The organism is Kitasatospora sp. NPDC058406 (assembly GCF_042722765.1).
Lineage (GTDB): Bacteria > Actinomycetota > Actinomycetes > Streptomycetales > Streptomycetaceae > Kitasatospora.
In genome coordinates this window covers 1-25,546 of sequence record NZ_JBHXKE010000070.1, presented here as the reverse complement: position 1 = coordinate 25,546, position 25,546 = coordinate 1, and the positions used below count along the sequence as shown (strand labels likewise).

The window sequence follows — 25,546 nt, the reverse complement described above, 5'->3', positions numbered from 1 at the left end:
CCCCACTCCTTGCATGAATGTTCCGTACTGCGTATATTCATGCCACGACGAAGGAGGGAATGCCATGGCATTGCGAGTCGCCGTCGCCGGCGCGAGCGGATACGCGGGCGGTGAGGTGCTGCGTCTGCTGCTCGGCCACCCGGAGGTGGAGATCGGGGCGCTGACCGGCGGTTCGAACGCCGGCACCAGACTGGGCCTGCTGCAGCCGCACCTGCTGCCGCTCGCCGACCGGATCCTGGAGCCCACCACCACCGAGGTGCTGGCCGACCACGACGTGGTGTTCCTGGCGCTGCCGCACGGACAGTCCGCCGCCGTCGCCGAGGAACTCGGCGGGAACGTGCTGGTCGTCGACTGCGGGGCCGACTTCCGGCTCAAGGCCGCCGCCGACTGGGAGCAGTTCTACGGCTCCGCGCACGCCGGCACCTGGCCGTACGGGCTGCCCGAGCTCCCCGGCCACCGTGCCGCGCTCAAGGGCAGCAACCGCATCGCCGTCCCCGGCTGCTACCCGACCGCCGTCTCGCTCGCCCTCTTCCCCGCGTACGCGGCCGGACTCGCCGAGCCCGAGGCCGTCATCGTCGCCGCCTCCGGCACCTCCGGCGCCGGCAAGGCGGCCAAGACCCACCTGCTCGGCAGCGAGGTCATGGGCAACGTCAGCGCGTACGGCGTCGGCGGCGTCCACCGGCACACCCCGGAGATGTCCCAGAACCTCACCCCGCTCGCGGGCGAGCCGGTCGCGGTCTCCTTCACCCCCACGCTCGTCCCCATGCCGCGCGGCATCCTCGCCACCTGCTCCGCCAAGGCGAAGCCCGGCGTGACGGCCGAGAGCCTGCGCGCCGCCTACACCGGGGCGTTCGCCGACGAGCCGTTCGTCCGCCTGCTGCCCGAGGGGCAGTGGCCGCAGACCAGCAGCGTCTACGGCTCGAACGCCGCCCTCGTCCAGATCGCCCTGGACGAGGCCACCGGGCGGATCATCGCGATCAGCGCGATCGACAACCTGGTCAAGGGCACCGCCGGTGGCGCGGTGCAGAGCATGAACATCGCCCTGGGCCTGCCCGAGGAGCTGGGCCTTCCCGTGAACGGAGTCGCACCGTGACCGACCACCAGAACCTCGGAGTGACGGCCGCCAGGGGCTTCCGCGCCGCCGGTGTCACCGCCGGCATCAAGGCCTCCGGCACCCCGGACCTCGCCCTGGTCGTCAACGACGGGCCCTCGCTCGCCGCCGCCGGCGTCTTCACCGCCAACCGGGTCAAGGCCGCCCCCGTGCTCTGGTCCGAGCAGGTCCTCAAGGGCGGCTCGGTCTCCGCCGTCGTCCTCAACTCCGGTGGCGCCAACGCCTGCACCGGCCCGCTCGGCTTCCAGGACACCCACGCCACCGCCGAGAAGGTGGCCGAGGAGCTCAAGCTCAACGCCGGTGAGGTCGCCGTCGCGTCCACCGGTCTGATCGGCGTCCGCCTCCCGATGGACCTGCTGCTCCCCGGCGTCGCCACCGCCGCCGCCGAGCTGAGCGCCACCGGCGGCGAGGCCGCCGCGATCGCCATCAAGACCACCGACACCGTCCACAAGACGGCCCAGGTCACCAGCCCCGCCGGCTGGACGGTCGGCGGCATGGCCAAGGGCGCCGGCATGCTGGCCCCCTCCCTGGCCACCATGCTCGTCGTCCTCACCACCGACGCCGACCTGGACGCCGCCGCCCTGGACGCCGCACTGCGCGGCGCCACCCGCACCACCTTCGACCGGATCGACTCCGACGGCTGCATGTCCACCAACGACACCGTGCTGCTGCTCGCCTCCGGCGCCTCCGGCACCACCCCGGACACCGCCGAGTTCGACGAGGCGGTCCGCACCGTCTGCGCCGACCTCGCCCGCCAGCTCATCGGCGACGCCGAGGGCGCGAGCAAGGACATCCGGATCGACGTCACCGGCGCCGCCACCGAGGACGAGGCCGTCGAGGTGGCCCGGACCATCGGCCGCAACAACCTCCTCAAGTGCGCCATCCACGGCCAGGACCCCAACTGGGGCCGCGTCCTGGCCGCGATCGGCACCACCGCCGCCACCTTCGACCCCGACCGGCTCGACGTCGCCATCAACGGCGTCTGGGTCTGCCGCGACGGCAGCGTGGGAGAGGACCGCGATCTCGTCGACATGACCGGCCGCGAGGTGGTCGTCATCGCCGACCTCAACGCCGGCGAGGCCACCGCCACCCTGTGGACCAACGACCTCACCGCCGACTACGTGCACGAGAACAGCGCCTACTCCTCCTGAGACCTGCTACCTGAGCCGGGGACAGAAAACGTGCAGATCGCACCCAAGGGCGAACAGGCCCGCAACAACACCGCGTTGCCCAAGGCCCTGACGCTCATCGAGGCGCTGCCGTGGCTGGAGCGGTTCCACGGCAAGACCGTCGTCATCAAGTTCGGCGGCAACGCCATGGTGGACGACGAGCTCAAGGCGGCCTTCGCCCAGGACGTCGTCTTCCTCCGCTACGCCGGCCTCCACCCGGTCGTGGTGCACGGCGGCGGCCCGCAGATCAGCGCCCAGCTCGACCGGCTCGGCCTGGAGTCCTCCTTCACCAACGGACTCCGGGTCACCACCCCCGAGACCATGGACGTGGTCCGGATGGTGCTCGCCGGCCAGGTCCAGCGCGAACTGGTCGGGCTGCTCAACGGCCACGGCCCGTTCGCGGTCGGCATGACCGGCGAGGACGCCCACACCATGACGGCCGTCAAGCGGTACGCGGTCGTCGACGGCGAGCAGGTCGACATCGGCCTGGTCGGCGACATCGTCAACATCGAGGCGGGCGCGGTGAAGGCGCTCATCGCCGACGGCCGCATCCCCGTGATCTCCTCGATCGCCCGGGGCGTCGACGGCCACGTCTACAACATCAACGCCGACACCGCCGCCTCCGCCCTCGCGGTCGCGCTCGGCGCGGAGATGCTCGTCGTCCTCACCGACGTCGAGGGTCTCTACAAGGACTGGCCGAACTCCGACGACGTGATCAGCCAGCTCAGCGCGGGCGAGCTGGAGGAGCTGCTGCCCGGCCTGGCCAGCGGGATGCTCCCGAAGATGGAGGGCTGCCTGCGCGCCGTCCGCTCCGGCGTCGGCACCGCCCGCGTGCTGGACGGCCGGGTGGCGCACAGCCTGCTGCTGGAGATCTTCACCGACGAGGGCATCGGCACGATGGTCGTGCCGGACGACGAAACGACCGTGACCGGGGGACTGGCATGACTTCCAACGAGCAGCTCACCGAGCGGTGGCAGCACGCTTTCACCGACAACTACGGCACGCCCCGGATCCCGCTGGTCCGCGGCGAGGGCAGCAAGCTGTGGGACGCGGACGGCAAGGAGTACACCGACCTGCTCGGCGGCATCGCCGTCAACGTGCTCGGCACCGCCCACCCGGCGATCGTCGCGGCCGTCGGCCGGCAGATCGCCACCCTCGGCCACATCTCCAACCTCTTCATGGCCGAGCCGACCATCAGCCTCGCCGAGCGGCTGCTCGCGCTCGACGGCCGCGCGGGCCGGGTCTTCTTCTGCAACTCCGGAGCCGAGGCCAACGAGGCCGCCTTCAAGATCGGCCGCCGGACGGGCCGCACCCATGTCGTCGCCCTGGAGGGCGGCTTCCACGGACGCACCATGGGCGCCCTCGCGCTCACCGGCCAGCCCGCCAAGCAGGAGCCGTTCCGCCCGCTGCCCGGCGACGTCACCCACGTCCCGTTCGGCGACGTCGAAGCGCTGCGGGCGGCCGTCACCACCGAGACCGCCGCCGTCTTCCTGGAGCCGATCCAGGGCGAGAACGGCGCCGTCCCGCTGCCCGACGGCTACCTCGCCGCGGCCCGGGAGATCACCCGCGCCACCGGCACCCTGCTCGTCCTGGACGAGATCCAGACCGGCATCGGCCGGACCGGCCACTGGTACGCCCACCAGGCGTTCGAGGGGGTCGAGCCGGACGTCGTCACGCTCGCCAAGGGGCTCGGCGGCGGCCTGCCGGTCGGCGCGGTGCTCGCCTTCGGCGAGGCCGCCGACCTGCTGACCCCCGGTCAGCACGGCACCACCTTCGGCGGCAACCCGGTGGTGGCGGCCGCCGCCCTCGCCGTCCTGGACACCATCGAGTCCGAGGGCCTGCTGGAGCACGTCCGCAAGATCGGCGACCGGCTGCGGCACGGCGTCGAGGCGATCGGCGACCCGCTGGTCTCGCACGTGCGCGGCGCCGGCCTGCTGCTCGGCATCGTCCTCACCGAACCGGTCGCGGGCGCGATCCAGGCAGGGCTCCAGGAGGCCGGCTTCCTCGTCAACGCCGCCGTCCCGGACGCGATCCGGCTCGCCCCGCCGCTGGTGCTCACGGAGGAGGAGGCGGACGCCTTCCTCGCCGCCCTGCCGGACGTCCTCCGGGCGGTCCGCGAGGGCGCCCCGGGCGATGCGAACCGAGCGTAGTCCGGGAGAATAATCACATGACCGTTCCCCACTCCGGCCAACCCGCCGCCGGCCCGACGCCGCAGGTCCCCCAGACCCGCACCGCGCGCCACCGGCGGATCGTGGACCTGCTCACCCGCCAGCCCGTGCGCTCGCAGAGCCAGCTCGCCAAGCTGCTCGCCGACGACGGACTGGTGGTCACCCAGGCCACCCTCTCCCGGGACCTGGACGAGCTGGGTGCGGTGAAGATCCGCAACCGGGACGGCGCGCTCATCTACGCCGTCCCGGCCGAGGGCGGCGACCGCACCCCCCGCGCACCGATGGGGGAGTCCGCCACCGAGGGCCGGATGGCCCGGCTGGCCGGCGAGCTCATGGTCTCCGCCACCGCCTCCGGCAACCTCGTCGTGCTGCGCACCCCGCCGGGTGCCGCCCAGTTCCTCGCCTCGGCGATCGACCAGGCGGAGGTCTTCGAGATCATCGGCACCATCGCCGGGGACGACACCGTCCTGCTGATCAGCCGGGACCCGGCGGGCGGCCAGGCCCTCGCCGACCACCTGATGCAGCTCGCCCAGGCGAAGGCCCAGTAGCGGCATCCCCTTCCGTGGGCCCGGTTTCCCCGGGCCCACAGTCGTATCCGCGGCCCCGTCCACGGCCCGACCGACCGGCCCGACCGGCCCGACCGGACCGACCGGCCCGCCCTCGGCCCGCCCGAAGTTCGCCCGCAGCACGCCCGAAGTCCCGTCCGTCACCCCGCCGGCAGCCCCGTTCGTGGAAGCTCCCGGTCGGCGTTTTGAGTTTCATACGGAGTAGTGCATACTTATGCCTATCGCCGTAAGCCTGTTCGCACTGTTGTGAAGGAGAAAGCCGTGACCGAGCGCGTCGTACTCGCCTACTCGGGCGGTCTGGACACGTCCGTCTGCATCGGCTGGATCGCCGAGGAGACGGGTGCCGAGGTCATCGCCGTCGCCGTCGACGTCGGCCAGGGCGGCGAGGACCTGGACGTCATCCGCCAGCGGGCGCTGGACTGCGGTGCCGTCGAGGCCGAGGTCGCGGACGCCCGCGACGAGTTCGCCGACGAGTACTGCCTCCCGGCCATCAAGGCCAACGCCCTCTACCAGGGCGAGTACCCGCTCGTCTCCGCCCTGTCCCGGCCGGTCATCGTCAAGCACCTGGTCGCCGCCGCGCAGAAGCACGGTGCCACCACCGTCGCCCACGGCTGCACCGGCAAGGGCAACGACCAGGTCCGCTTCGAGGTCGGCATCCAGTCGCTGGCCCCCCAGCTGAAGTGCATCGCCCCGGTCCGCGACTACGCGATGACCCGGGACAAGGCGATCGCCTTCGCCGAGGCCAAGGGCCTGCCGATCGCCACCACCAAGAAGTCCCCGTACTCGATCGACCAGAACGTCTTCGGGCGGGCCGTCGAGACCGGCTTCCTGGAGGACATCTGGAACGCCCCGATCGAGGACGTCTACGAGTACACCCAGAACCCGGCCACCCCGCGCGAGGCCGACGAGGTGGTCATCACCTTCGACGCCGGCGTCCCGGTCGCCGTGGACGGCCGCAAGGTGACCGTCCTCCAGGCCATCGAGGAGCTCAACAAGCGGGCCGGCGCCCAGGGCATCGGCCGGCTCGACATGGTCGAGGACCGGCTCGTCGGCATCAAGTCGCGGGAGATCTACGAGGCCCCCGGCGCGATCGCGCTGATCACCGCCCACCAGGCGCTGGAGAACGTCACGGTCGAGCGCGAGCTGGCCCGCTACAAGCGGCAGGTCGAGCAGCGCTGGGCCGAGCTGGTCTACGACGGCCTCTGGTTCTCCCCGCTCAAGCGCGCCCTGGACGGCTTCGTCAACGAGGCCAACCAGCACGTCTCCGGCGAGATCCGGCTGGTGCTGCACGGCGGCCGGGCCGTCGTCAACGGCCGGAAGTCCGACCAGTCGCTGTACGACTTCAACCTCGCCACCTACGACACCGGCGACACCTTCGACCAGTCGATGTCCAAGGGCTTCATCGAGATCTTCGGGCTGTCCTCGAAGATCGCCGCCCGCCGCGACCTCGGCTGAGTCCCCGGCCCGACAACCGGCCCGACCTCCGGCCCGACCTCCGTCCCGACCTCCGTCCGAACCCCCGGACGGGCCCGGGCCGAACCGCCCCGACCGGGGCCCGAACCACCTCTCCCGGTCCCGGCCGCGCCCACCCCCGCGGCCGGGACCACCCCTCCCGAACCCTCTCGCGCAAAGGAGCCCGTGCGATGTCCGCCGACCAGACCACCTCCGGTGGCGACGTCCGCCTCTGGGGCGCCCGCTTCGCCGACGGCCCGTCCGAGGCACTGGCGAGGCTCTCCGCCTCGGTGCACTTCGACTGGCGCCTCGCGCCGTACGACATCGCCGGCTCCAAGGCCCACGCCCGCGTCCTGCACAAGGCCGGCCTGCTCTCCGACGAGGAACTCGCCGGCATGCTGGACGGGCTCGCCCGGCTGCTCACCGACGTCGAGGCCGGCACCTTCACCGGCACCGTCGCCGACGAGGACGTCCACACCGCCCTGGAGCGCGGTCTGCTGGAGCGGCTCGGCCCCGACCTGGGCGGCAAGCTGCGGGCCGGGCGCTCGCGCAACGACCAGATCGCCACCCTCTTCCGGATGTACCTGCGGGACCACGCGAAGATCATCGGCGGGCTGGTCCTCGACCTCCAGCACGCCCTGGTCGGCCTGGCCGAGGCCCACCCGGACACCGCCATGCCGGGCCGCACCCACCTCCAGCACGCCCAGCCCGTCCTCTTCGCCCACCACGTCCTCGCACACGTGCAGGCCCTCGGCCGGGACGCCGAGCGGCTGCGCCAGTGGGACACCCGCACCGCCGTCTCCCCGTACGGCTCCGGCGCGCTGGCCGGCTCCTCGCTCGGCCTCGACCCGGAGGCCGTCGCCGCCGACCTCGGCTTCGAGCGGGGCTCGGTCGGCAACTCCATCGACGGCACGGCCTCGCGGGACTTCGTCGCCGAGTTCGCCTTCGTCACCGCGATGATCGGGATCAACCTCTCCCGGATCGCGGAGGAGGTGATCATCTGGAACACCAAGGAGTTCGGCTTCATCACGCTGCACGACGCCTTCTCCACCGGTTCGTCGATCATGCCGCAGAAGAAGAACCCGGACATCGCCGAGCTCGCCCGGGGCAAGTCCGGCCGGCTGATCGGCAACCTCACCGGTCTGCTCGCCACCCTCAAGGCGCTGCCGCTGGCCTACAACCGGGACCTCCAGGAGGACAAGGAGCCGGTCTTCGACTCCTGCGACACGCTGGAGGTGCTGCTGCCCGCCTTCACCGGCATGATGGCCACCCTCACCGTGCACCGGGAGCGGCTGGAGGAGCTGGCCCCGGCCGGGTTCTCGCTCGCCACCGACATCGCCGAGTGGCTGGTCAAGCAGGGCGTGCCGTTCCGGGTCGCGCACGAGGTGGCGGGTGCCTGCGTCAAGGTGTGCGAGGCCGACGGCATCGAACTCGCCGACCTGACGGACGAGCAGTTCGCCGCGATCTCCCCGCACCTGACGCCCGAGGTCCGCTCGGTGCTCAGCGTGCACGGCGCGATCGCCTCGCGCAACGGCCGGGGCGGCACCGCCCCCGACGCCGTGGCGGTCCAGCTCGCCGAGCTCAAGGCGGACCTCGCGGTCCAGCAGGAGTGGGTCAAGGGCTGACGCCCGGTCACCGAACCGGGGGAGGGGCGCGACGGTCCGACCGTCGCGCCCCTTTCGCGTGGACGCGACCGGGCGGGCGTAACCGGCCGGGCCCGTACCCGGTCATCCACGGTATGTGCACCAACCTCCCGTTCGTCCCCTCCGCCGAGGACGAGGTCCTCGCCGAGCTGCGGCGCCGCCTCGTCCGGGAGGCAGTGGCCGCCCTGCCCGGCCGCTGCCCGCAGCTGATGGCCGCCCTCGTCGAGGACCCGCCGCCGACCTACCGCGAACTCTCCGAACGCCTCGGGATGCCGCGCGGGTCCATCGGGCCCACCCGCTCCCGCTGCCTCGCCTGCCTCCGGGCCCGCCTCCACGCCGAGCGCTACGCCTGAACCGACGCGGGGCGCGGTCCCGCCCCGCGCCCTCCGGCCCCGGCCATCCGCCGCGTCGTCGCGCCACCGTCCGACCCCCGTCCGGCTCCGGAACCGGGCCCTCGACCGGCCCCGTCGGGCGTGACCCTCGCCACGTCCGGCGGCCGAAAGGTTGAGGGCAGCTGACGCGCGGGTAAGGCGCTGGCGAACGTAGCTCTTGACGGTGGCGCGGTCGCTCGGATACTGACCGTGAGCACGCCATCGGCGGCACGGCCCTCACCAGGGCCGCGCGGCTGGTACGTTCGTGCGCCACCCCCGGTCCGGGAAGACCCCCGGCCGGGACATCTCCGGCAGGGCATCCGGTGCGACACCCTCACGTTCGCGCGCCGGGCACAACGATGGGGAGGCCCCCGCACATGGGCATGACCGTGATCATCTCGACCGCCGAGGCGGAGGACGCGGAGCAGATCCTCAAGCTCCAGTACCTCGGCTACCAGACCGAGGCCGAACTCTACGGCGACTGGGCCATCGAGCCCCTGACACAGTCGTTGGAGAGTCTGCGCGCCGAACTGACCGAACAGCACTTCCTCGTCGCCCGCCTCGGCGGCGAGATCGTCGGCACCGTACGCGGCCGGGTCGGCCCCGACGGCGTCGGCCGGATAGGGCGCCTGGTCGTCCACCCCCGGATGCAGCGGCACGGCCTCGGCGGCCGACTGCTGGAGGCACTGGAACACCGCCTCGCGGAGGACGGCGCGGTGAGCTCCTACCGGCTGTTCACCGGCCACCGCAGCCTGGGCAACCTGCGTCTCTACGCCCGCCAGGGGTACCGGCAGACCACCGTGGAGCAGATCAGCGGCCGGCTGAGCCTGGTCCACCTGGAGAAGCCCGCCGAGGTCGAGCTCGCCGCCACGGCCTGACCCTCCGCCGTACCCTCCCGATCCGGCGCCGCCATCATTCGGACCTCCGAAGGCGGCGCCGGTCGGCATTGATGCAGGTCAGGGCCATGAGCGTCCGTATTGCGGACAGCTGGTCCGAATAGTTGGGACCACATCGACCCATCTGATTTACTGGCTCACATGACTGCGACGACGAAATGGACCCCCACCGGCACCCTGCCGGCAGGTGAGCGTGCCATGTGCCGTCGAATGTGTCACCGCTGAGGGCCACCGTTCCCTCCCCCTCGCCGCCGGCCGGGGGACCACATCTCGCGCCCCGAAGCGAGACCCGGCCGCTCCCGTCCGAGTGAGCGAGCCGAGCCTGCCGTCACCACCCCCTTCACCCCGCCTGCCCGTCCACGGGCGGGTGGCCGTCACCGTTGACACGTAAGGGCCACGCCGTCGCGCGGCCCGGCCGTCGACCGGCGACGATCAAGGGGTGGCAGGTCCGGACCCCCCTGGCGCAACGCCGTCCTCGTCGCCGACCGCAACCCGGTCCGGCGGTTGCACGCCGCCCGCCCCCGACCCACGGAAGCAGCTGTGATCACCACCACGGACCTCACCAAGGTCTACCGCTCAAGCGGCCGCGAGGTGACCGCCCTCGCCGGCGTCGACCTCCACGTCCGCCCCGGCGAGGTCTACGGCGTCGTCGGCACCAGCGGTGCCGGCAAGTCGACCCTCATCCGCTGCGTCAACATGCTGGAGCGCCCCAGCTCCGGGACCGTCACCGTGGACGGCGTCGAGCTCACCGCGCTGTCCGGCGGCGAGAACCGGGCCGGCAGGGAACTGCGCGAGGCCCGCCGCCGCATCGGCATGGTCTTCCAGCACTTCAACCTGCTCTCCTCGCGGACCGTCCAGCAGAACGTCGAGCTCCCCCTGGAGATCATGGGCCTGGACGGGGCCGAGCGCCGCCGCAAGGCCGCCGAGCTGCTCGACCTGGTCGGCCTCGGGGACAAGGCCCGCAGCTACCCCGGCCAGCTCTCCGGCGGTCAGAAGCAGCGGGTCGGCATCGCCCGCGCCCTCGCCGGCGACCCGAAGGTGCTGCTCTCCGACGAGGCCACCTCCGCACTCGACCCGGAGACCACCCGGTCGATCCTCAAGCTGCTGCGCGACCTCAACCAGCAGCTCGGCCTCACCGTCCTGCTGATCACCCACGAGATGGACGTCATCAAGTCCGTCTGCGACTCCGCCGCCCTGATGCGCGGCGGCAGGGTGGTCGAGTCCGGCGAGCTCACCGACCTGCTCGCCAAGCCCGGCTCGGAGCTCGCCCGCGAGCTCTTCCCGCTCAGCGAGTTCGGCACCGGCCACCCCGGCAGCACCGTCCTGGAGATCACCTTCCAGGGCGACAGCTCCGCCCGGCCGTTCGTCTCCCAGCTCGCCCGCACCTACCAGATCGACATCAACATCCTCGGCGCCGCCGTCGAGACCATCGCCGGCCGGATGGTCGGCCGGATGCGGGTCGAGCTGCCCGGCTCCCGCGCGGACAACGTGGTGCCGATCGGCTTCCTGCGCGAGCAGGGCCTACAGGTGGACGTGCTGGAGACGGCGAACGGAGCGGCGGCATGACCTGGGACCAGATGCAGGAACTGATGTGGCCCGCCACCTGGGAGACCCTCCAGATGGTCGGCGTCGCCACCGCCGGCACCGTACTGCTCGGCCTTCCGCTGGGCGTGCTGCTGGTCCTCACCGACAAGGGCGGCCTGCTGCAGAACCAGCCGGTCAACAAGGTGCTCGGCGCCGCGGTGAACATCGCCCGCTCGGTGCCGTTCATCATCCTGATGATCGCGCTGATCTCCTTCACCCGCTGGTTGGTCGGCACCTCCATCGGGTGGGAGGCCGCCACCGTGCCGCTCACCATCGGCGCGATCCCCTTCTTCGCGCGGCTGGTCGAGACCTCCGTCCGCGAGGTCGACCGCGGCCTGGTCGAGGCCGTCCAGGCCATGGGCGGCTCCACCTGGACCATCGTCCGCAAGACGCTGATCCCCGAGGCGCTGCCCGCCCTCGTGGCCTCCGTCACCACCACGATCATCACGCTGATCAGCTACTCCGCCATGGCCGGCGTGGTCGGCGGCGGCGGCCTCGGCACCCTCGCCATCAACTACGGCTACTTCCGCTTCGAGACCGCCTTCATGTGGATCATCGTCGCGGAACTGGTGATCATCGTGACCGTCGTCCAGCTGATCGGCGACCGGGCCGTCCGTGCCCTCGCCAACCGCGGACGCACCGGCGGCCGGACCCGCCTGCTCGGCCCGCGCGGCCGCACCCCCGCGGCCCCGGCCACCCCCGACGAGGACGTCGTCGCCCACTGACCTTCCGATGTCCGAACCCGGACCCGGCTCCCCGTATCACGCAGAAAGGCACTTTTCGTGCGCAACGCCCTGAAGTTCACCAGCGTCCTCGCCACCGCCGGCATCGCCCTCTCGCTCGCCGCCTGCGGCAGCAACGGCGACTCGGCGTCCTCCGACCCGAACGCCGCGCTCACCGTCGTCGCCAGCCCCACCCCGCACGGTCAGATCCTCAAGTACGTCAAGGACAACCTGGCGGAGAAGGCCGGCCTCAAGCTCACCATCAAGGAGGTCACCGACTACGTGACCCCCAACACCGCGGTGCAGGACGGCTCGGCCGACGCCAACTACTTCCAGCACGTGCCGTACCTGGAGGACTTCAACAAGAAGCACAACACCCAGATCGTCTCGGTCGAGACGGTCCACCTGGAGCCCCTGGGTGTGTACTCCAAGAAGGTCAAGACCATCGGCGACCTCAAGGACGGCGCCACCGTCGGCCTGCCGAACGACGCCACCAACGAGGGCCGCGCGCTCAAGCTGCTCGCCGACAACAACCTGATCACCCTCAAGGCCGGTGTCGGCACCGCCGCCACCCCCGCCGACGTCACCGCCAACCCGAAGAACCTCAAGTGGAAGGAGCTGGAGGCCGCCCAGCTGCCCCGCTCCATCGACGACCTCGACGCCGCCGTGATCAACGGCAACTACGCGCTGGACGCCGGCCTCAAGCCGGCCACCGACTCGCTGCTCCTGGAGAAGGCCGAGGGCAACCCCTACGCCAACATCCTGGCCGTCAAGCAGGGCAAGGAGAACGACCCGCGGGTCAAGAAGCTCGCCGAGCTGCTCCACTCGGCCGAGGTCAAGAAGTACATCGACGACACCTTCAAGGGTTCCGTCATCCCGGCGTTCTGACACCGGCGCGCCGAACCGCGCTCCGACCCGTCCCGCCGGACCCGCACCGGGCCCCCGCCGCACCTCGGCGGGGGCCCGGTCGGGCAGTATGCACCAGTGACGGTCCGACAGACCCGGAACTGACGTACCGTCGTGCGGTCCGTGCACCGCGTGAGACCCGGGCACCGGCGAGGCGTACGGTGTGTCCACGACCCGGCGAGGAGAGACGGCATGGCAGCGAGCTTCCCCGAGACCGCCATCAGCACCGAACGGCTGCTGCTGCGCCCGCTTGCGGAGGACGACGCCGCCGGCCTCGCCACGATGATGGCCGACGAACTCGTCCTGGCCTGGACCGACCTCCCGCACCCCTTCACCGAGTCCTACGCCGCCGAACTGGCCCGCAGTCTCGCCCCCGCCCACCGGGCCGCCGGCCGGGGCATCGTCTTCGCCGTCACCGAGCACCTCACCCAGCGGCTGGTCGGCCTGGTCGAACTGCGCGCCACCGACTGGCGGCTGCGCTCCACCGAGATCGCCTTCGTCACCGCCGCCTGGGCGCGCGGCGAGGGCTACGCGCCGGAGGCCGTCCTCGGCGTCGCCCAGTGGCTCTTCGAGGACCGCGGCTTCCTCCGCCTGGAGATGCGCACCGCCGCCGGCAACACCGCCGCCCAGCAGGTCGCGCAGAAGATCGGCGGCATCAGCGAAGGCGTCCTGCGCAGCGCGTGGATAGTGCGGGGTGAGGCCGGCGAGGTGGTGGAGGAGAGCCGCAGCGACCTCATCCTGTGGAGCCTGCTGCCGGAGGACATGGAGACCCCCGACACCGTCCAGGCCGGGGCCTGGCCCGGCGACCGCCACTACGTCCTGCGCGACTGACCCCCCGGGGCCGCCCGGTGCCCGGCCGCCCCGCCGCCCGTACGTGACGGACATGTGTGCGGGATGTCGCCGACGGGGGGATCTCACCCGGTAGCCTCTCCACCGGCGCCGTACGCGGGCGCAGCATGTCGGCGCACGGATGGCGAGGGGGAACAGCCGCAGATGGCTGACCGGATCACGGTCATCGGGTGGGACGGCACCCCGCTGACCGAGGCCGCCGCAGCGGCCCTCGCCGCAGCGACCCTGGTGGCCGGCGCCCCGTACCAGCTCAGGACCCTCCCGGTGCCGCCCGCCGCCGAGCGCGTCATCCTCGGCAGCATCCGGCCGGCCGCCCGCCGGATCGCGGAGCACCGCGGCGCGGCCGTCGTCATCGCCGAGGGGGACCCGGGCTTCTTCGGTGTGGTGCGCACCCTGCGCCGCCCCGAGTACGGCCTCGAACTGGAGGTCCTGCCCGCCGTCTCCTCCGTCGCGGCCGCCTTCGCCCGGGCCGGCATGCCCTGGGAGGACGCCCAGGTGGTCAGCGCCCACGGCGGCCGGCTGCGCCGTGCAGCCAACGTCTGCCGGGCCAACCCGAAGGTCGCCGTGCTCACGGCTCCCGGCGCCGGGCCCGCCGAACTCGCCCTCATGCTCCGTGGCGTGCACCGCACCTTCGTGGTCTGCGAGGCGCTCGGCACGCCCGACGAGGACGTCACCGTGCTCACCTCCGACCGTGTCGCCGACCACGTCTGGCGCGACCCGAGCGTGGTGCTGGTGATCGGCGGCAGCAGCGGCGGCGGCCCCGGTGGGGGACCGCAGGCCGGCACGGCCTCCGAGGCGGCCGGCTGGATCGCCGGCCGTCCGGTCGGGTACCCCGGCGTGGAACGGGGCTGGGCGCTCCCGTCCGACGCCTACACGGGCGCCGGGCGCGCGGGGGGCGAGCCCGGCGCGTCCGAAACGCTCCCCTCGCACGTGCGCGCCCTGGTGCTGGCCCGCCTGGGGGCCCGCCCTGGCGACCTGGTCTGGTCGGTGGGGGCAGGCAGCGGCGAGCTCGCCGTGGAGGCGGCCCGGTTCGGTGCCGCCGTCGTCGCCGTCGAGTCCGACCGCGCGGCCTGCGCCCGGCTGGCCGTCAACGCCCGCCGCTACGGGGTCGAGGTGGAGATCGTGCAGGGCCGCGGCCCCGAGGTGCTGGGCGGACTCCCGGAGCCCGATGCGGCGGTGGTCGAGTCGGGCGGTGCCGACGTGGTGCGCGCCGTCCTGTCCCGCCGCCCCGAGCGGGTCGTGGCGGTGGCCCGCACCCTCGGCGAGGCGGAGGAGGTCCGCCGGGCGATCGCCGGAGCGGGTTATCGCGCGGACGGCGCACTCCTCCAGTCCGCGCCGCTGCTCGCGCCCGCCGCGGCCCCTGTCGCCGCGTCGGCTTCCGCACCCGCCGCCGCGGCGGACACCGGCTCCGGACTCCGCCTCGGTGTGGGCGATCCGGGCACCTTCCTGCTCTGGGGTGAGCAGATCGTGTGAAGGCGCGGTCGCCGCAGGGTGGTGATCCCGGTGGCGGATCGCCACCGCGGCGGTCCGACGGAAGGCGCGGTGGCAGGCGCGGCCGGTCCGACGGTGATCCAGGTCGCATCCGGACACCGATTCGAGAGGCGGCGCCGCCGGGCCGGTAGTGTGGCGTCCGGGACGGCTGCGACGTCCGACAGCCCGCCCGATCCGGTCGGTTTGTCGCCTTTTTGACGTGGTGCAGGCCGGTACGGCTCGGAGTGTGGGCAATTCGACGGGCCGCCTGCCGGACCTGGAGAATGCCGTAGGGTCCGGTGCGGTCGTGCCGGTTGCCCCGGCTTGTCGTTGTTTCAGATGACGCGCCACCCCTCGCGGGTGGTGCGCGGGCCGGGGTGCCGCAGCGCGCCGGAAGGACTTCGGCCGCAGCGCCTCGGCGCGGCGGCCATGTGTGGTTGAGGGGCGGGCCGGTGCAGGCCCGGCCCGTGCGGATGGGCGCTGCGGTCGGTGATCGCGTCGCCGAGGGCGCGGCAGCGGCCTGGAAGGAGCTTTGACATGACCGATGGCGGCCACGTCCCGAACGAGGGACTGCCGGAGCACCTGCTCGCCGGGCCCGACCCGCTCGGCGGCCCGGAGGGCGTCGCGGCTGTCGCACCCGTGCAGGGCGTCGCGACGGACGGTGCGGTCCCCGGACAGCTGATCCCGAACCCCACGGTTCCGGGTGCGGGCTTCCCGGGCGCGGTGCCCCCCGGCGCGGGTGTCCTTCCGCCGCAGGGTGTCCCCGGCCAGGCCCCGCCGCTCGGCGCGCCCGGCTTCGTCCAGGCCCCGGGCGTTCCCGTCGGCACCGGTGTCCCGGGCGCCGTCGGCGAGGGCTGGGCCGCGGACCCGGGCGCCCCGCGCCCCGCCTTCCACTTCCTCGACCAGCCCGACCAGCCGGACGGGCTCGACGACGAGGACGACGTCCTGCTCATGCCCGGCCCGCAGGGCTCGTGGGGCGAGCCGGCCGCGACCGCCGCCGACCAGCAGGTCGCGCCGGGCACCCCGGTCGAGCCGTCCTGGCCGCCGCTGGACCCGCCGCCGCTCGGCGTCGACCCGGCCGTCCCGCAGGCCCACGGCGCACCGCAGGCGCCGTTCCCGGCGCAGGCCGGTCAGGCCGTTCCCGTCCAGCAGAGCCCGGAGCAGGCCGCGGCCGCCCAGGCGCCGCGCCGTCCGCTGCACGCCGGACCGCCGATCCCGGACCCGTCCCTGATGACCGGCCAGGTCCCGGTCCGCTCGCTCGCCGACCGCGGACCCTCGCAGGGCGGCACGCCCGCGCACGGCATCCCGGTGATCCCGGCCGCCGTCCAGCCGGAGCCGCAGGCCGTCCCGGTCGTGCAGGCCCAGCCGGTGCCGCACGTGCAGCCTTTGCCCCAGGCCCAGGACGTCCGGCCGGTGCCGGACGCCGTGCCCGTGCCGCAGCCCGTGGACGGCGACGTCCAGCAGGCCCCCGCCGTCGAGGTCCCGGTGGCCCCTGAGGCCGTCGCGGCCACCGAGCCCGTCGCCCAGCCCGTTGCCCAGCCTGTCGAGGTGACCGAGCCCGCGCAGGCCGAGGCGGTGCAGGCCGAGGCCGCCCCCGCCGTGCCCGCGGGAGAGGCTCCGGGCACCGACGCGCCGAGCTCCGAGGAGCCGTCCGCCGAGCAGCCGGTCGCCGTCGAGGCCCCGGTCGCCGTCGCGCAGCCCGTCGCCCCGGCCGGACAGCCCCGCCGGATCTCCGCCTTCCTCGCCGCCCCGACGCCGCACGGTCTGCCCCAGGTGGATGCGGTGGACCAGCCGGCCCCGGCCGTCGCCGAGGACGCGGCGCAGCAGTCCGCGCCCATAGCGCTCGCCGGGCAGCCTGCGGCGGAGGCCACCGCCCCGGCGCCCGAGGCCGTCCCGGCCGCCGAGCCGGCCCCGGCCGAGCCGACGGCCGTCGCTGTGTCCGAGACGGTGGACGGCCCCGTCGAGAACGCGGAGGCCGCCGCCGCGACCGCCGTGGGCACCGGCGAGATGCCCTCCGGCCGGTCCGTCGCCGGCCCGGCCGCCGAGCCTGCCCCGGCGGACGCCGCTCCGGCCGACGCGGTCGCGCCCGTCGAGGCCATCGTGTCCGTCGAGGCCGCCGCGCCCGTCGAGGCCGCGGACGGCGGTGCCGCCGACGCGGTCCAGCCGGCCGTTCCCGCCGAGCCGGTGGACGCCGCCGGACAGCCCGTCGTGCAGGCCCCGGAGGCCGGGGAGACCGCCGAGGCGGCCCAGGCCGCACCCGAGACCCCCGTCGTCGAGACCCCTGCCACCGAGGCCCCCGTCGCCGGCCTCCGGGCCGCCGGGGTTCCGGTCGCCGAGGCCCCGGTTGCCGAGGCCCCGGTCGCCGAGGTTCCGGCCGCGGCCGAGCCGGCCCCCGCCGAGGAGCCGTCGCCCGCCGAGGCCCCCGCCCCGGTCGAGCCCGGGACCGTCCAGCCCGCCGAGCCCGGCACCGACGCCACCGCCCCGGCCGAGGCCACGGTGCCCGCCGAGCCCGCCGAGCCCGCCGAGCCCGCCGAAGCCGCTGAGGCCACGGTGCCCGCCGAGGTCCTCGCGGAGGCCGCCGAACCCGCCGAGCCGGCCGAACCCGCCGAGCCGCGCGGCCCGGCGGCCCCCGGCTACGACGAGGCCGGTCGCGAGGCCGTCCACCAGGTGATCCGCGAGCGCCGCGACATCCGCAACGGCTTCCGCCCGGACCCGATCCCGCACGAGGTGCTGATCCGGGTCCTGGAGGCCGCCCACACCGCGCCCAGCGTCGGCTACTCGCAGCCCTGGGACTTCGTGGTCATCCGCTCCGCCAAGACCCGCCGCAAGATGCACGGGCTGGCCGAGCGGCAGCGCGAGGCGTACGCCGACTCGCTCCCCAAGGGCCGCGCCAAGCAGTTCAAGGAAATCAAGATCGAGGCGATCCTCGAGACGCCCGTGAACATCGTGGTCACCGCCGACCGCACCCGCGGCGGCCGGCACACCCTGGGCCGGCACACCCAGCCGCAGATGGCCCCCTACTCGGCGGCCCTCGCCGTCGAGAACCTCTGGCTGGCCGCCCGCGCCGAGGGCCTCGGCGTCGGCTGGGTGAGCTTCTTCGACGAGGAGGAGCTGGTCCGCGAGCTCGGCCTGCCGGAGCACCTTGAGGTCGTCGCCTACCTGTGCGTCGGCTTCGTCGACGCCTTCCCGGACGAGCCCGAGCTCCAGCAGCAGGGCTGGGCCAAGAAGCGCCCGCTCTCCTGGGTGGTCCACGAGGAGCAGTACGGCAACCGCGCCCTGCCCGGCGAGGAGCCGCACAGCCTGCTCTCCGAGACCCTGCGCGGCATCCGCCCGCTGGACGCCAAGGCGCTCGGCGAGGCCTGGGACCGGCAGAAGCGGATGACCAAGCCGGCCGGCTCGCTCGGCATGCTGGAGATCATCTCCGCCCAGCTCTCCGGACTCTCCCGCAAGTGCCCGCCGCCGATCCCGGAGCCCGCCTGCGTCGCGGTCTTCGCCGGCGACCACGGCGTGCACGCCCAGGGGGTCAGCCCCTGGCCGCAGGAGGTGACCGCCCAGATGGTCGGCAACTTCCTGGCCGGGGGAGCGGTGGTCAACGCCTTCGCCCGCCAGATCGGCACCGAGGTCTGCGTGGTCGACGTCGGCGTGGCCGCCGAGCTGCCGGACGCGATCCAGCAGGGCCGCACCACCGGTCTGCTGCCGCGCAAGGTCAAGCCCGGCACCGACGACATGACCAAGGGCCCCGCGATGACCCGCGAGGAGGCCCTCAAGGCCATCGAGGTCGGCATCGAGACGGCCCGCGACCTCGTCGCGGCCGGCAACAAGGCCCTGGTCACCGGTGACATGGGGATCGCCAACACGACCGCCTCCGCCGCCCTGATCTCGGTCTTCACCGGCCTGGACCCGGCCGAGGTCACCGGGCGCGGCACCGGCATCGACGACGCGACGCACGCCCGCAAGATCGAGGTCATCCGCACCGCGCTGGCCCTGCACCAGCCGGACCCGGCCGACCCGATCGGGGTCCTCGCCGCCGTCGGCGGTCTGGAGCACGCGGCGATCGCCGGCTTCCTGCTCGGCGCCGCCTCGCTGCGCACCCCGGTGATCCTGGACGGTGTGATCGCCGGTTCGGCCGCGCTCGCCGCCAAGGCGATCGCCCCCGAGGTGCTGGCTGCCTGCATCGCCGGTCACCGCTCGGCCGAGCCCGGCCACCAGGCCGCGCTGACCAAGCTGGGCCTGCGTCCGCTGATCGACCTCGACCTGCGGCTCGGTGAGGGCACCGGTGCCCTGCTGGCCCTGCCGCTGGTGCAGAGTGCGGCCCGGGCGATGCACGATGTAGCCACGTTCGACTCCGCCGGGGTCACCGAGAAGGCCTGACGCCCTCCCGCACCGCTCCGCGTACCGGCCCGAGGGCGCGCCGTGACGCGGAGCGGTGCGGCGGCGTACCCCCACCACCCTCACCCGATCCAGGAGCACCGCCGATGACCGCGCCCACCCCTCACCCCAGCACCGAGGGCCGCACCCCGTACCCGGTCGGCCTGCTGCTCGCCGGCCGCCGCGTGGTGGTCGTCGGCGGCGGTCACGTCGCCCAGCGCCGGCTGCCCGCCCTGCTCGCCACCGGCGCGGACGTGCACCTGATATCCCCGGTCACCACCCCGGCGGTCCAGGCGATGGCCGACGCGGGCGAGCTGGCCTGGCACGAGCGGCGCTACCGGGACGGCGACCTGGCCGACACCTGGTACGCGCTGGTCGCCACCGACGACCCGGCGGTGAACACCGCGGTCAGCGCGGAGGCCGAGCGCGAGCGGGTCTTCTGCGCCCGCAGCGACGACGCGGCCGCGGCCACGGCGTGGACGCCGGCCAGCGGGCGTGACGCGGGTGCCACGGTCGCGGTCCTCACCGGGGATCCGCGCCACTCCGCGGCCCTGCGCGACTCGATCGTGGAGGGGCTGCGGGACGGCTCCCTCGCCGCCCGCCAGTACCGTGCGCACGGTGCGGGGGTGGCGCTGGTCGGCGGTGGTCCGGGCGACCCGGACCTGATCACCGTCCGGGGCCGCCGGCTGCTCGCCGACGCCGACGTCGTGGTGGCCGACCGGCTGGCGCCGCGCGAGCTGCTCGCCGAGCTGCCGGAGCACGTCGAGGTGATCGACGCCTCGAAGATCCCGTACGGCCGGTTCATGGCCCAGGAGGCGATCAACCGGACGCTCGTCGAGCACGCCAAGGCCGGGAAGTTCGTCGTCCGCCTGAAGGGCGGCGACCCGTACGTGTTCGGGCGCGGCGGCGAGGAGCTGCTCGCCTGCGCGGAGGCCGGGCTGCCGGTGACGGTGGTGCCCGGCATCTCCAGCTCGATCAGCGTGCCGGCGGCGGTCGGCGTGCCGGTCACCCACCGGGGGATGACGCACGAGTTCACCGTGGTCTCCGGTCACGTCGGCCCGGACGACGAGCGCTCGCTGACCAACTGGGACGCGCTCGCCGGGATGACCGGGACGCTGGTGCTGCTGATGGCGGTCGACAAGATCGGCGCGATCGCGGCCCGGCTGATCGAGGGCGGGCGCCCCGCGGACACCCCGGTGGCCGTCGTCCAGGAGGGCACGACCGCCGCCCAGCGCCGGGTGGACGCGACCCTGGCCACCGTCGCCGCCACCGTCGAGGCCGAGCAGATCAAGCCCCCCGCGGTCATCGTCGTCGGCGACGTCGTGGACGTCCTGGCCGCCGCGTCCGGCACCGCCCCCGCCCGGTCCTGACCTCCGGCTCCGGCCCCGGGCCCACGGGCCCGGGGCCGGGCGGCGCCCCCGCCGGCCGCTACTCCAGCGGCTGCTCCGTCCAGATCACCTTCCCGGTGGCCGTGTACCGGGTGCCCCACCGGTCGGCGAACTGGGCGACCAGGAAGAGCCCGCGCCCGCCCTCGTCCGTGGTGGCCGCGTACTTCAGGTGCGGCGAGGTGCTGCTGGTGTCCGACACCTCGCAGATCAGCGACCGGTCACGGAGCAGCCGGACCCGGATCGGCCCCGTCCCGTAGCGGATCGCGTTGGTGACCAGCTCGCTCAGGATCAGCTCGGTGACGAACGCCGCCTCCTCCAGCCCCCACTCCTCCAGCCGTTCGGCCACCGCCGCCCGCACCCCGCCCACCGCCGCCGGGTCGGACGGCACCTCCCACTCCGCCACCCGGTCCGGCGACAGCACGTGGGTCCGCGCCACGAGCAGCGCGATGTCGTCCTGCGGCCGCGCCGGCAGCAGCGCCCCCAGCACGTCCGCACAGGTCTGCTCCGGCGTCCTCGGCGGCCCGGCGAGTGCGGCCCGCAGCAGCTCCAGCCCCTCGTCGATGTCCCGCTCGCGGTCCTCCACCAGCCCGTCGGTGTACAGCACCAGCCGGCTGCCCTCGGCGACCTCCAGCTCGACCGTCTCGAAGGGCAGCACCGCCAGCCCCAGCGGCGGCCCGGTCGGCAGCTCCGGGTAGACCACGTGCCCGTCCGGCCCGACGAGCGCCGGCGGCGGGTGCCCGGCACTGGCCAGCGTGCACCGCCGGGACACCGGGTCGTAGATCAGGTACAGGCAGGTGGCACCCGTCACCGCCGCCGGGCCGCCGGTCGCCGACTCCTCCTGGTCGATCCGGTTGACCAGCTCGTCCAGGTGCCCGAGCAGTTCGTCCGGCGGCAGGTCGAGGGTCGAGAAGTTGTGGATCGCCGTCCGCAGCCGGCCCATGGTCGCCGCCGCGTGCAGCCCGTGCCCCACCACGTCGCCGACCACCAGCGCCACCCGCGCGCCGGGCAGCGGGATCACGTCGAACCAGTCCCCGCCCACCCCGGCCTGCGCCGGCAGGTACCGGTGCGCCACGTCCAGCGCGTTCTGGTCCGGCAGGCTCCGCGGCAGCAGGCTGTGCTGCAGGGTCACCGCCATCGCGTGCTCCCGGGTGTAGCGGCGCGCGTTGTCGATGCAGACGGCCGCGTGCGCGACCAGCTCCTCGGCGAGCGCCAGGTCGTCCTCCTCGAAGGCGTCCGTCCGCTCCGAGCGCCAGAACCGGGCCACTCCCAGCAGCACGCCGCGGGCCTTCACCGGGACCCGCACCAGCGAGTGCACCCCGTACGCGAGCACCTGCGCCGCCCGCTCCGGGTCCTGGTCCCGCCAGGCCGACGCCTCCGCCAGCCGCGGCTCGACCGCCGGCAGTCCGCTGTGCAGGGCGCCCGCCAGCGGCGTCGACGGCACCACCTCCAGCACCGTTCCCACCGGGTAGAACGGCGAGTCGTCCCGCACTCCGGCGAACGCCGCCCGGCGCATCCGCCCCAGGTCCGGACCGGGCGGCGGTTCCTCGCCCGCCAGCACCTGTTCGGCGAGGTCGATGGTGACGTAGTCCGCGAACCGCCCCACCGTGACCTGCGCCAGCTCCTCCGCGGTCCGTTCGACGTCCAGCGTGCTGCCGACCGCCACCCCGGCGTCGTACAGCAGCCGCAGCCGTCGTTGCGCGACCTCGGCCCGCCCGGTCAGGGCCATCAGCTCGGTCGAGTCGCGCAGCGTGGCGACCGAGCCGGGCGGCCCGCCGTCCTGGTCGGTCGGCCGGACGTTCACCGCGAGCAGCCGCTCACCGGCGAGCACGACCTCGTCGGTGACCGCCCGCCCGGCGGTCAGCAGCTCCGCGGGCGCCCGGTCGAGCCCCAGTTCGGCGACCGGCCGGCCCTCGGCGTCCGCCGGCAGGTCCAGCAACCGGCGTGCCTCGTCGTTGCAGAGCAGCAGCAGCCCGTCGCCGCCGATGATCAGCACGCCCTCGCGCACCGCGTGCAGCACCGCCGCGTGGTGCTCGTACATCCGCGTCATCTCGGCCGGCCCGAGCCCGTGCGTCTGCCGCCGCAGCCGGCGGCTGACCAGCGCCGTGCCGCAGGTGGCCAGCCCGAGCGCGATGGCGGCCGCGCCCAGCACCACCGGCAGCTGCCGTTCGCTCGCGCTGCTCACATTGGCGATCGTGATGCCGGCGGACACCATCCCGACCACCTGGCCGTCCGGCGCGTGCACCGGCACGATCGCCTGCACCAGGGGGCCGATGGTGCCGACGACCTGCTCGACCACGACCTGTCCCTGGAGGGCGGGCTGGTAGGTCCCCACGAACTTCTGACCGATCCGGTCCGGGTTGGGGTGGGTGAAGCGGATGCCGTCGGTGTTGAGCACGACGACGAAGTCCACACCCGCGTTGACCGCCACCGACTGCGCCTTGGGCTGGAGGATCGCGGTCGGGTCGGGGGAGCGCAGCGCCTCGACCATGCCGGGCGAGTTGGCGAAGGTCTGGGCGACCGCCACCGACCGGTTGGTCGCCTCCTGCCGGGCGTCGTTGCGGGACTGGACGACCAGTGCGACGACGGCCGCGGCCACCAGCAGCAGGACCACCACGACCTGCAGCGCGAACACCTGTCCCGCCACCGACCGGCTCTTCGCCGGCCCCTGTCGGGCCGCTCGGGGTTGCTGGTGCCGACCGTGTGGGCGCCCACCGGCGGAGCCGGCGGTACCGGTGGATCGGGGCGAGGTGGTGGAACCGGATGCACCAGCGGCCGACGGAGCCCAGGATCGGCCCGGAAAACGGGCCATACGTCATATTTGCACTCCGCCCGGCAGGGGGCCAAGGGCACCACCCCCGACCCTTGGGCCGTTTGGCCTTCCCCGGCCCGGCTTGGCAAGATCGCAGGGTGTCCGAACCCAGCACCATCACCGACCCCGCCGACCCGCGCCTCGCCGACTACACCGGCCTGACCGACGTCGAACTCCGCCGCCGCCGCGAACCCGCCGAGGGCCTCTTCATCGCCGAGGGCGAGAAGGTCATCCGCCGCGCGCTGGCGACCGGCTACCGGATGCGGTCGATGCTGCTGACCGCCAAGTGGCTGGACGTGATGGCCGACGTCATCGCGGACGCCGACGCCCCCGTCCACGTCGTCGAGCCCGCGCTGGCCGAGGCCGTCACCGGGTACCACGTCCACCGCGGGGCCCTCGCCTCGATGGAACGCCGACCGCTGCCGGACGCCGCCGAGGTGCTGGCCGGAGCCCGCCGGGTGGCCGTCCTCGAAGGCCTGGTCGACCACACCAACCTCGGCGCGATCTTCCGCAGCGCCGCGGCGCTCGGCATGGACGCCGTCCTGCTCTCGCCCGACTGCGCCGACCCGCTCTACCGGCGTGCGGTCAAGGTCTCGATGGGCGCCGTCTTCGCCGTGCCGTACGCCCGCCTGGACCCGTGGCCGGCCGCGCTGGACGCGGTCCGCGCCGCCGGGTTCAGCCTGCTGGCCCTCACCCCCGCCGAGAGCGCCGTCGACCTCGCCGGCCTGGCGCCCCACCGCCTGCCCAAGGCCGCCCTGATGCTCGGCGCGGAGGGCGACGGCCTCACCCGGGCCGCCGTCGGGGCCGCCGACCACGCGGTCCGCATCCCGATGGCGCACGGCATCGACTCGCTCAACGTCGGCGCGGCGGCGGCCGTCGCCTTCTACGCCGTCACCGCGGCCTGACGGATCCGGTGCGCACGGGACGTCGGCCGGTCCGACGTCCGGTGCGCCGGGCCCGATCCGGGCGAGCCCTCGGCCCGGTGGCCCTCAGCCCGTCGGGGCGGTGGGCGGGGCGGGAGCCGCGGCGGGCGGAGCGGTGACGGCCGGCGTGGTGGAGCCGGAGCCCGGCCAGGACTCCTCCAGGGTGCCGTCCGCGCGCACCGTGTACCGGGTCGAGGTGGCCGACCCCGTCTGGGCGACCCGCTCCTCCCGGACCAGCGCACCGTTCTCCAGCCGCCAGGTCGCCGTGGCCTGCGGATCCGCGGCCGAGGAACGAGAGGCCAGCGCGACCGGCGCGTCCCCGTTGAAGGAGAACAGCTGGACGAGGTCGACCGGCACCGAGCCCTCGGAGCGGCGCAGCACCACCAGGGCCGCCGGAGCCCCCTTGTACCGCGCCGGGAGTACGGCGCTCAGGACGACCTGGGGTCCGGTCCCCGCGGAGCGGCCGTCGCGCCCGGTGTCCGGCCCGCACCTCGCCCGGTACGGGGTGGCCCGGGTCGGGCCCTTCACGGCGGGCCCGGCGCCCTGTGCCGGGCCCAGCGCGCCCTCGCCGGCCACCGCGCTCGCGCGCGCCGCCGCGGTGAGCGGAGAGGCGGACTGGGCGATGCCGTCGGCGGAGAGGCCGGTGCCGGCCGAGCCCGCCGGGCCCTGGGCGGGGGTCGACGGCGGGGCCGCGCCACCCTGCTGCTCGCCCGCACCCGGAGCCGCCGGGGCCGAGGCCGAGGGTCTCATTCCCTGGTTCTCCCGGTTCTCGCACCCCTGCGCTGCGGCGATGGCGAGTGCGACCCCGACCGTCACGGTGACGAAGACCACGAGGCGCTGCCGGAGCAGCCGCTGCCGGGCCGCACCCGGACGGCCGCCCGGTACGGGTGTGTGCTGCCGGTCCTGGGCCCGCCCGCGCGGCCGGGCCGGCCGCCGGTCCCGCTCCCGCGCGCCGCCGGGTGCACCGGGGCGGCCGGGCGGAGGGGTCTGCTGGCGTTCGCGCATCGGCCGGGTGGCCTGGGTCGCGTCGGGCCGGGGGAGCGGTGCGGTGGCCGCCTGCCCGCCCTGGCCGGGGGCACGTCGCGGCGGTCCGCCGGGGGGTCCGGCGGGCCGGCCCACCGCTCCGGTGCGGGCGCGCGAGGCCGCTGCCG

18 protein-coding genes and 1 pseudogene are annotated in these 25,546 nt (G+C 74.3%); 17 read left to right on the top strand and 2 right to left on the bottom strand.

The window, feature by feature from the left end:
* Nucleotides 1–64 precede the first annotated feature (64 nt).
* From argC to cobA, 16 genes are all read left to right on the top strand, one after another.
* The gene (argC, locus tag ACFWOG_RS16175; protein WP_380358832.1) at nt 65–1,093 is read left to right on the top strand and encodes an N-acetyl-gamma-glutamyl-phosphate reductase; all 1,029 of its coding nucleotides are present in this window, start codon (nt 65–67) and stop codon (nt 1,091–1,093) included.
* Nucleotides 1,090–2,262, top strand: coding sequence for a bifunctional glutamate N-acetyltransferase/amino-acid acetyltransferase ArgJ (gene argJ / locus ACFWOG_RS16170; RefSeq protein WP_380358829.1), 1,173 nt, complete (start codon nt 1,090–1,092; stop codon nt 2,260–2,262). The genes argC and argJ overlap by 4 nt, the downstream gene beginning before the upstream one ends.
* 30 nt (nt 2,263–2,292) lie before the next feature.
* Complete coding sequence (gene argB, locus ACFWOG_RS16165) at nt 2,293–3,225, top strand: acetylglutamate kinase (RefSeq protein ID WP_329949810.1); 933 nt, start codon at nt 2,293–2,295, stop codon at nt 3,223–3,225.
* Nucleotides 3,222–4,430 carry an acetylornithine transaminase gene (locus ACFWOG_RS16160; RefSeq protein WP_355405424.1) on the top strand — a complete coding sequence of 403 codons (1,209 nt, stop codon included), beginning with the start codon at nt 3,222–3,224 and terminating at the stop codon, nt 4,428–4,430. The genes argB and ACFWOG_RS16160 overlap by 4 nt, the downstream gene beginning before the upstream one ends.
* A 17-nt stretch (nt 4,431–4,447) precedes the next feature.
* Nucleotides 4,448–4,996: an arginine repressor gene (locus ACFWOG_RS16155; protein WP_030395991.1), complete on the top strand. Its 549-nt coding sequence runs from the start codon at nt 4,448–4,450 to the stop codon at nt 4,994–4,996.
* 279 nt (nt 4,997–5,275) lie between these two features.
* Nucleotides 5,276–6,469 (top strand): argininosuccinate synthase, encoded by a 1,194-nt coding sequence (locus ACFWOG_RS16150; protein WP_329949812.1) that lies wholly within the window; start codon nt 5,276–5,278, stop codon nt 6,467–6,469.
* A gap of 188 nt (nt 6,470–6,657) precedes the next feature.
* Nucleotides 6,658–8,091, top strand: a complete 1,434-nt coding sequence (gene argH, locus ACFWOG_RS16145; protein ID WP_329882298.1) for an argininosuccinate lyase — start codon at nt 6,658–6,660, stop codon at nt 8,089–8,091.
* A 113-nt stretch (nt 8,092–8,204) separates the two neighbouring features.
* Nucleotides 8,205–8,462, top strand: coding sequence for a hypothetical protein (locus ACFWOG_RS16140; protein WP_329882297.1), 258 nt, complete (start codon nt 8,205–8,207; stop codon nt 8,460–8,462).
* A gap of 395 nt (nt 8,463–8,857) precedes the next feature.
* The gene (locus ACFWOG_RS16135; RefSeq protein ID WP_355405423.1) at nt 8,858–9,358 is read left to right on the top strand and encodes a GNAT family N-acetyltransferase; all 501 of its coding nucleotides are present in this window, start codon (nt 8,858–8,860) and stop codon (nt 9,356–9,358) included.
* A gap of 558 nt (nt 9,359–9,916) precedes the next feature.
* Nucleotides 9,917–10,942 (top strand): ATP-binding cassette domain-containing protein, encoded by a 1,026-nt coding sequence (locus ACFWOG_RS16130; RefSeq protein ID WP_329882294.1) that lies wholly within the window; start codon nt 9,917–9,919, stop codon nt 10,940–10,942.
* Nucleotides 10,939–11,685, top strand: coding sequence for a methionine ABC transporter permease (locus ACFWOG_RS16125; RefSeq protein ID WP_329949815.1), 747 nt, complete (start codon nt 10,939–10,941; stop codon nt 11,683–11,685). The genes ACFWOG_RS16130 and ACFWOG_RS16125 overlap by 4 nt, the downstream gene beginning before the upstream one ends.
* Before the next feature lie 57 nt (nt 11,686–11,742).
* On the top strand, nt 11,743–12,570 hold the full coding sequence (locus ACFWOG_RS16120) for a MetQ/NlpA family ABC transporter substrate-binding protein (RefSeq protein ID WP_329882292.1): 828 nt from the start codon (nt 11,743–11,745) through the stop codon (nt 12,568–12,570).
* Between the two features lie 210 nt (nt 12,571–12,780).
* A complete protein-coding gene (locus ACFWOG_RS16115; protein ID WP_329882291.1) occupies nt 12,781–13,419 on the top strand; it encodes a GNAT family N-acetyltransferase in 639 nt (212 codons plus the stop codon).
* A 162-nt stretch (nt 13,420–13,581) separates the two neighbouring features.
* Nucleotides 13,582–14,910: a precorrin-6y C5,15-methyltransferase (decarboxylating) subunit CbiE gene (gene cbiE / locus ACFWOG_RS16110; RefSeq protein WP_355405420.1), complete on the top strand. Its 1,329-nt coding sequence runs from the start codon at nt 13,582–13,584 to the stop codon at nt 14,908–14,910.
* Nucleotides 14,911–15,444: 534 nt separating this feature from the next.
* The gene (cobT, locus tag ACFWOG_RS16105; protein WP_380358819.1) at nt 15,445–19,278 is read left to right on the top strand and encodes a nicotinate-nucleotide--dimethylbenzimidazole phosphoribosyltransferase; all 3,834 of its coding nucleotides are present in this window, start codon (nt 15,445–15,447) and stop codon (nt 19,276–19,278) included.
* Nucleotides 19,279–19,382: 104 nt separating this feature from the next.
* On the top strand, nt 19,383–20,645 hold the full coding sequence (gene cobA, locus ACFWOG_RS16100; protein WP_329949818.1) for a uroporphyrinogen-III C-methyltransferase: 1,263 nt from the start codon (nt 19,383–19,385) through the stop codon (nt 20,643–20,645).
* 58 nt (nt 20,646–20,703) lie between these two features.
* On the opposite strand, the gene ACFWOG_RS16095 is transcribed toward cobA, so the two are convergent.
* On the bottom strand, nt 20,704–23,472 hold the full coding sequence (locus ACFWOG_RS16095) for a SpoIIE family protein phosphatase (protein ID WP_329949819.1): 2,769 nt from the start codon (nt 23,470–23,472) through the stop codon (nt 20,704–20,706).
* Between the two features lie 98 nt (nt 23,473–23,570).
* Between ACFWOG_RS16095 and ACFWOG_RS16090 the strand changes: the two genes are divergently transcribed.
* The gene (locus tag ACFWOG_RS16090) at nt 23,571–24,377 is read left to right on the top strand and encodes a TrmH family RNA methyltransferase (RefSeq protein ID WP_380358815.1); all 807 of its coding nucleotides are present in this window, start codon (nt 23,571–23,573) and stop codon (nt 24,375–24,377) included.
* Nucleotides 24,378–24,461: 84 nt separating this feature from the next.
* Here the strand turns inward: ACFWOG_RS16090 and ACFWOG_RS16085 are convergent.
* Nucleotides 24,462–25,546 (bottom strand): annotated as a pseudogene (locus tag ACFWOG_RS16085) (hypothetical protein); the annotation flags it as partial.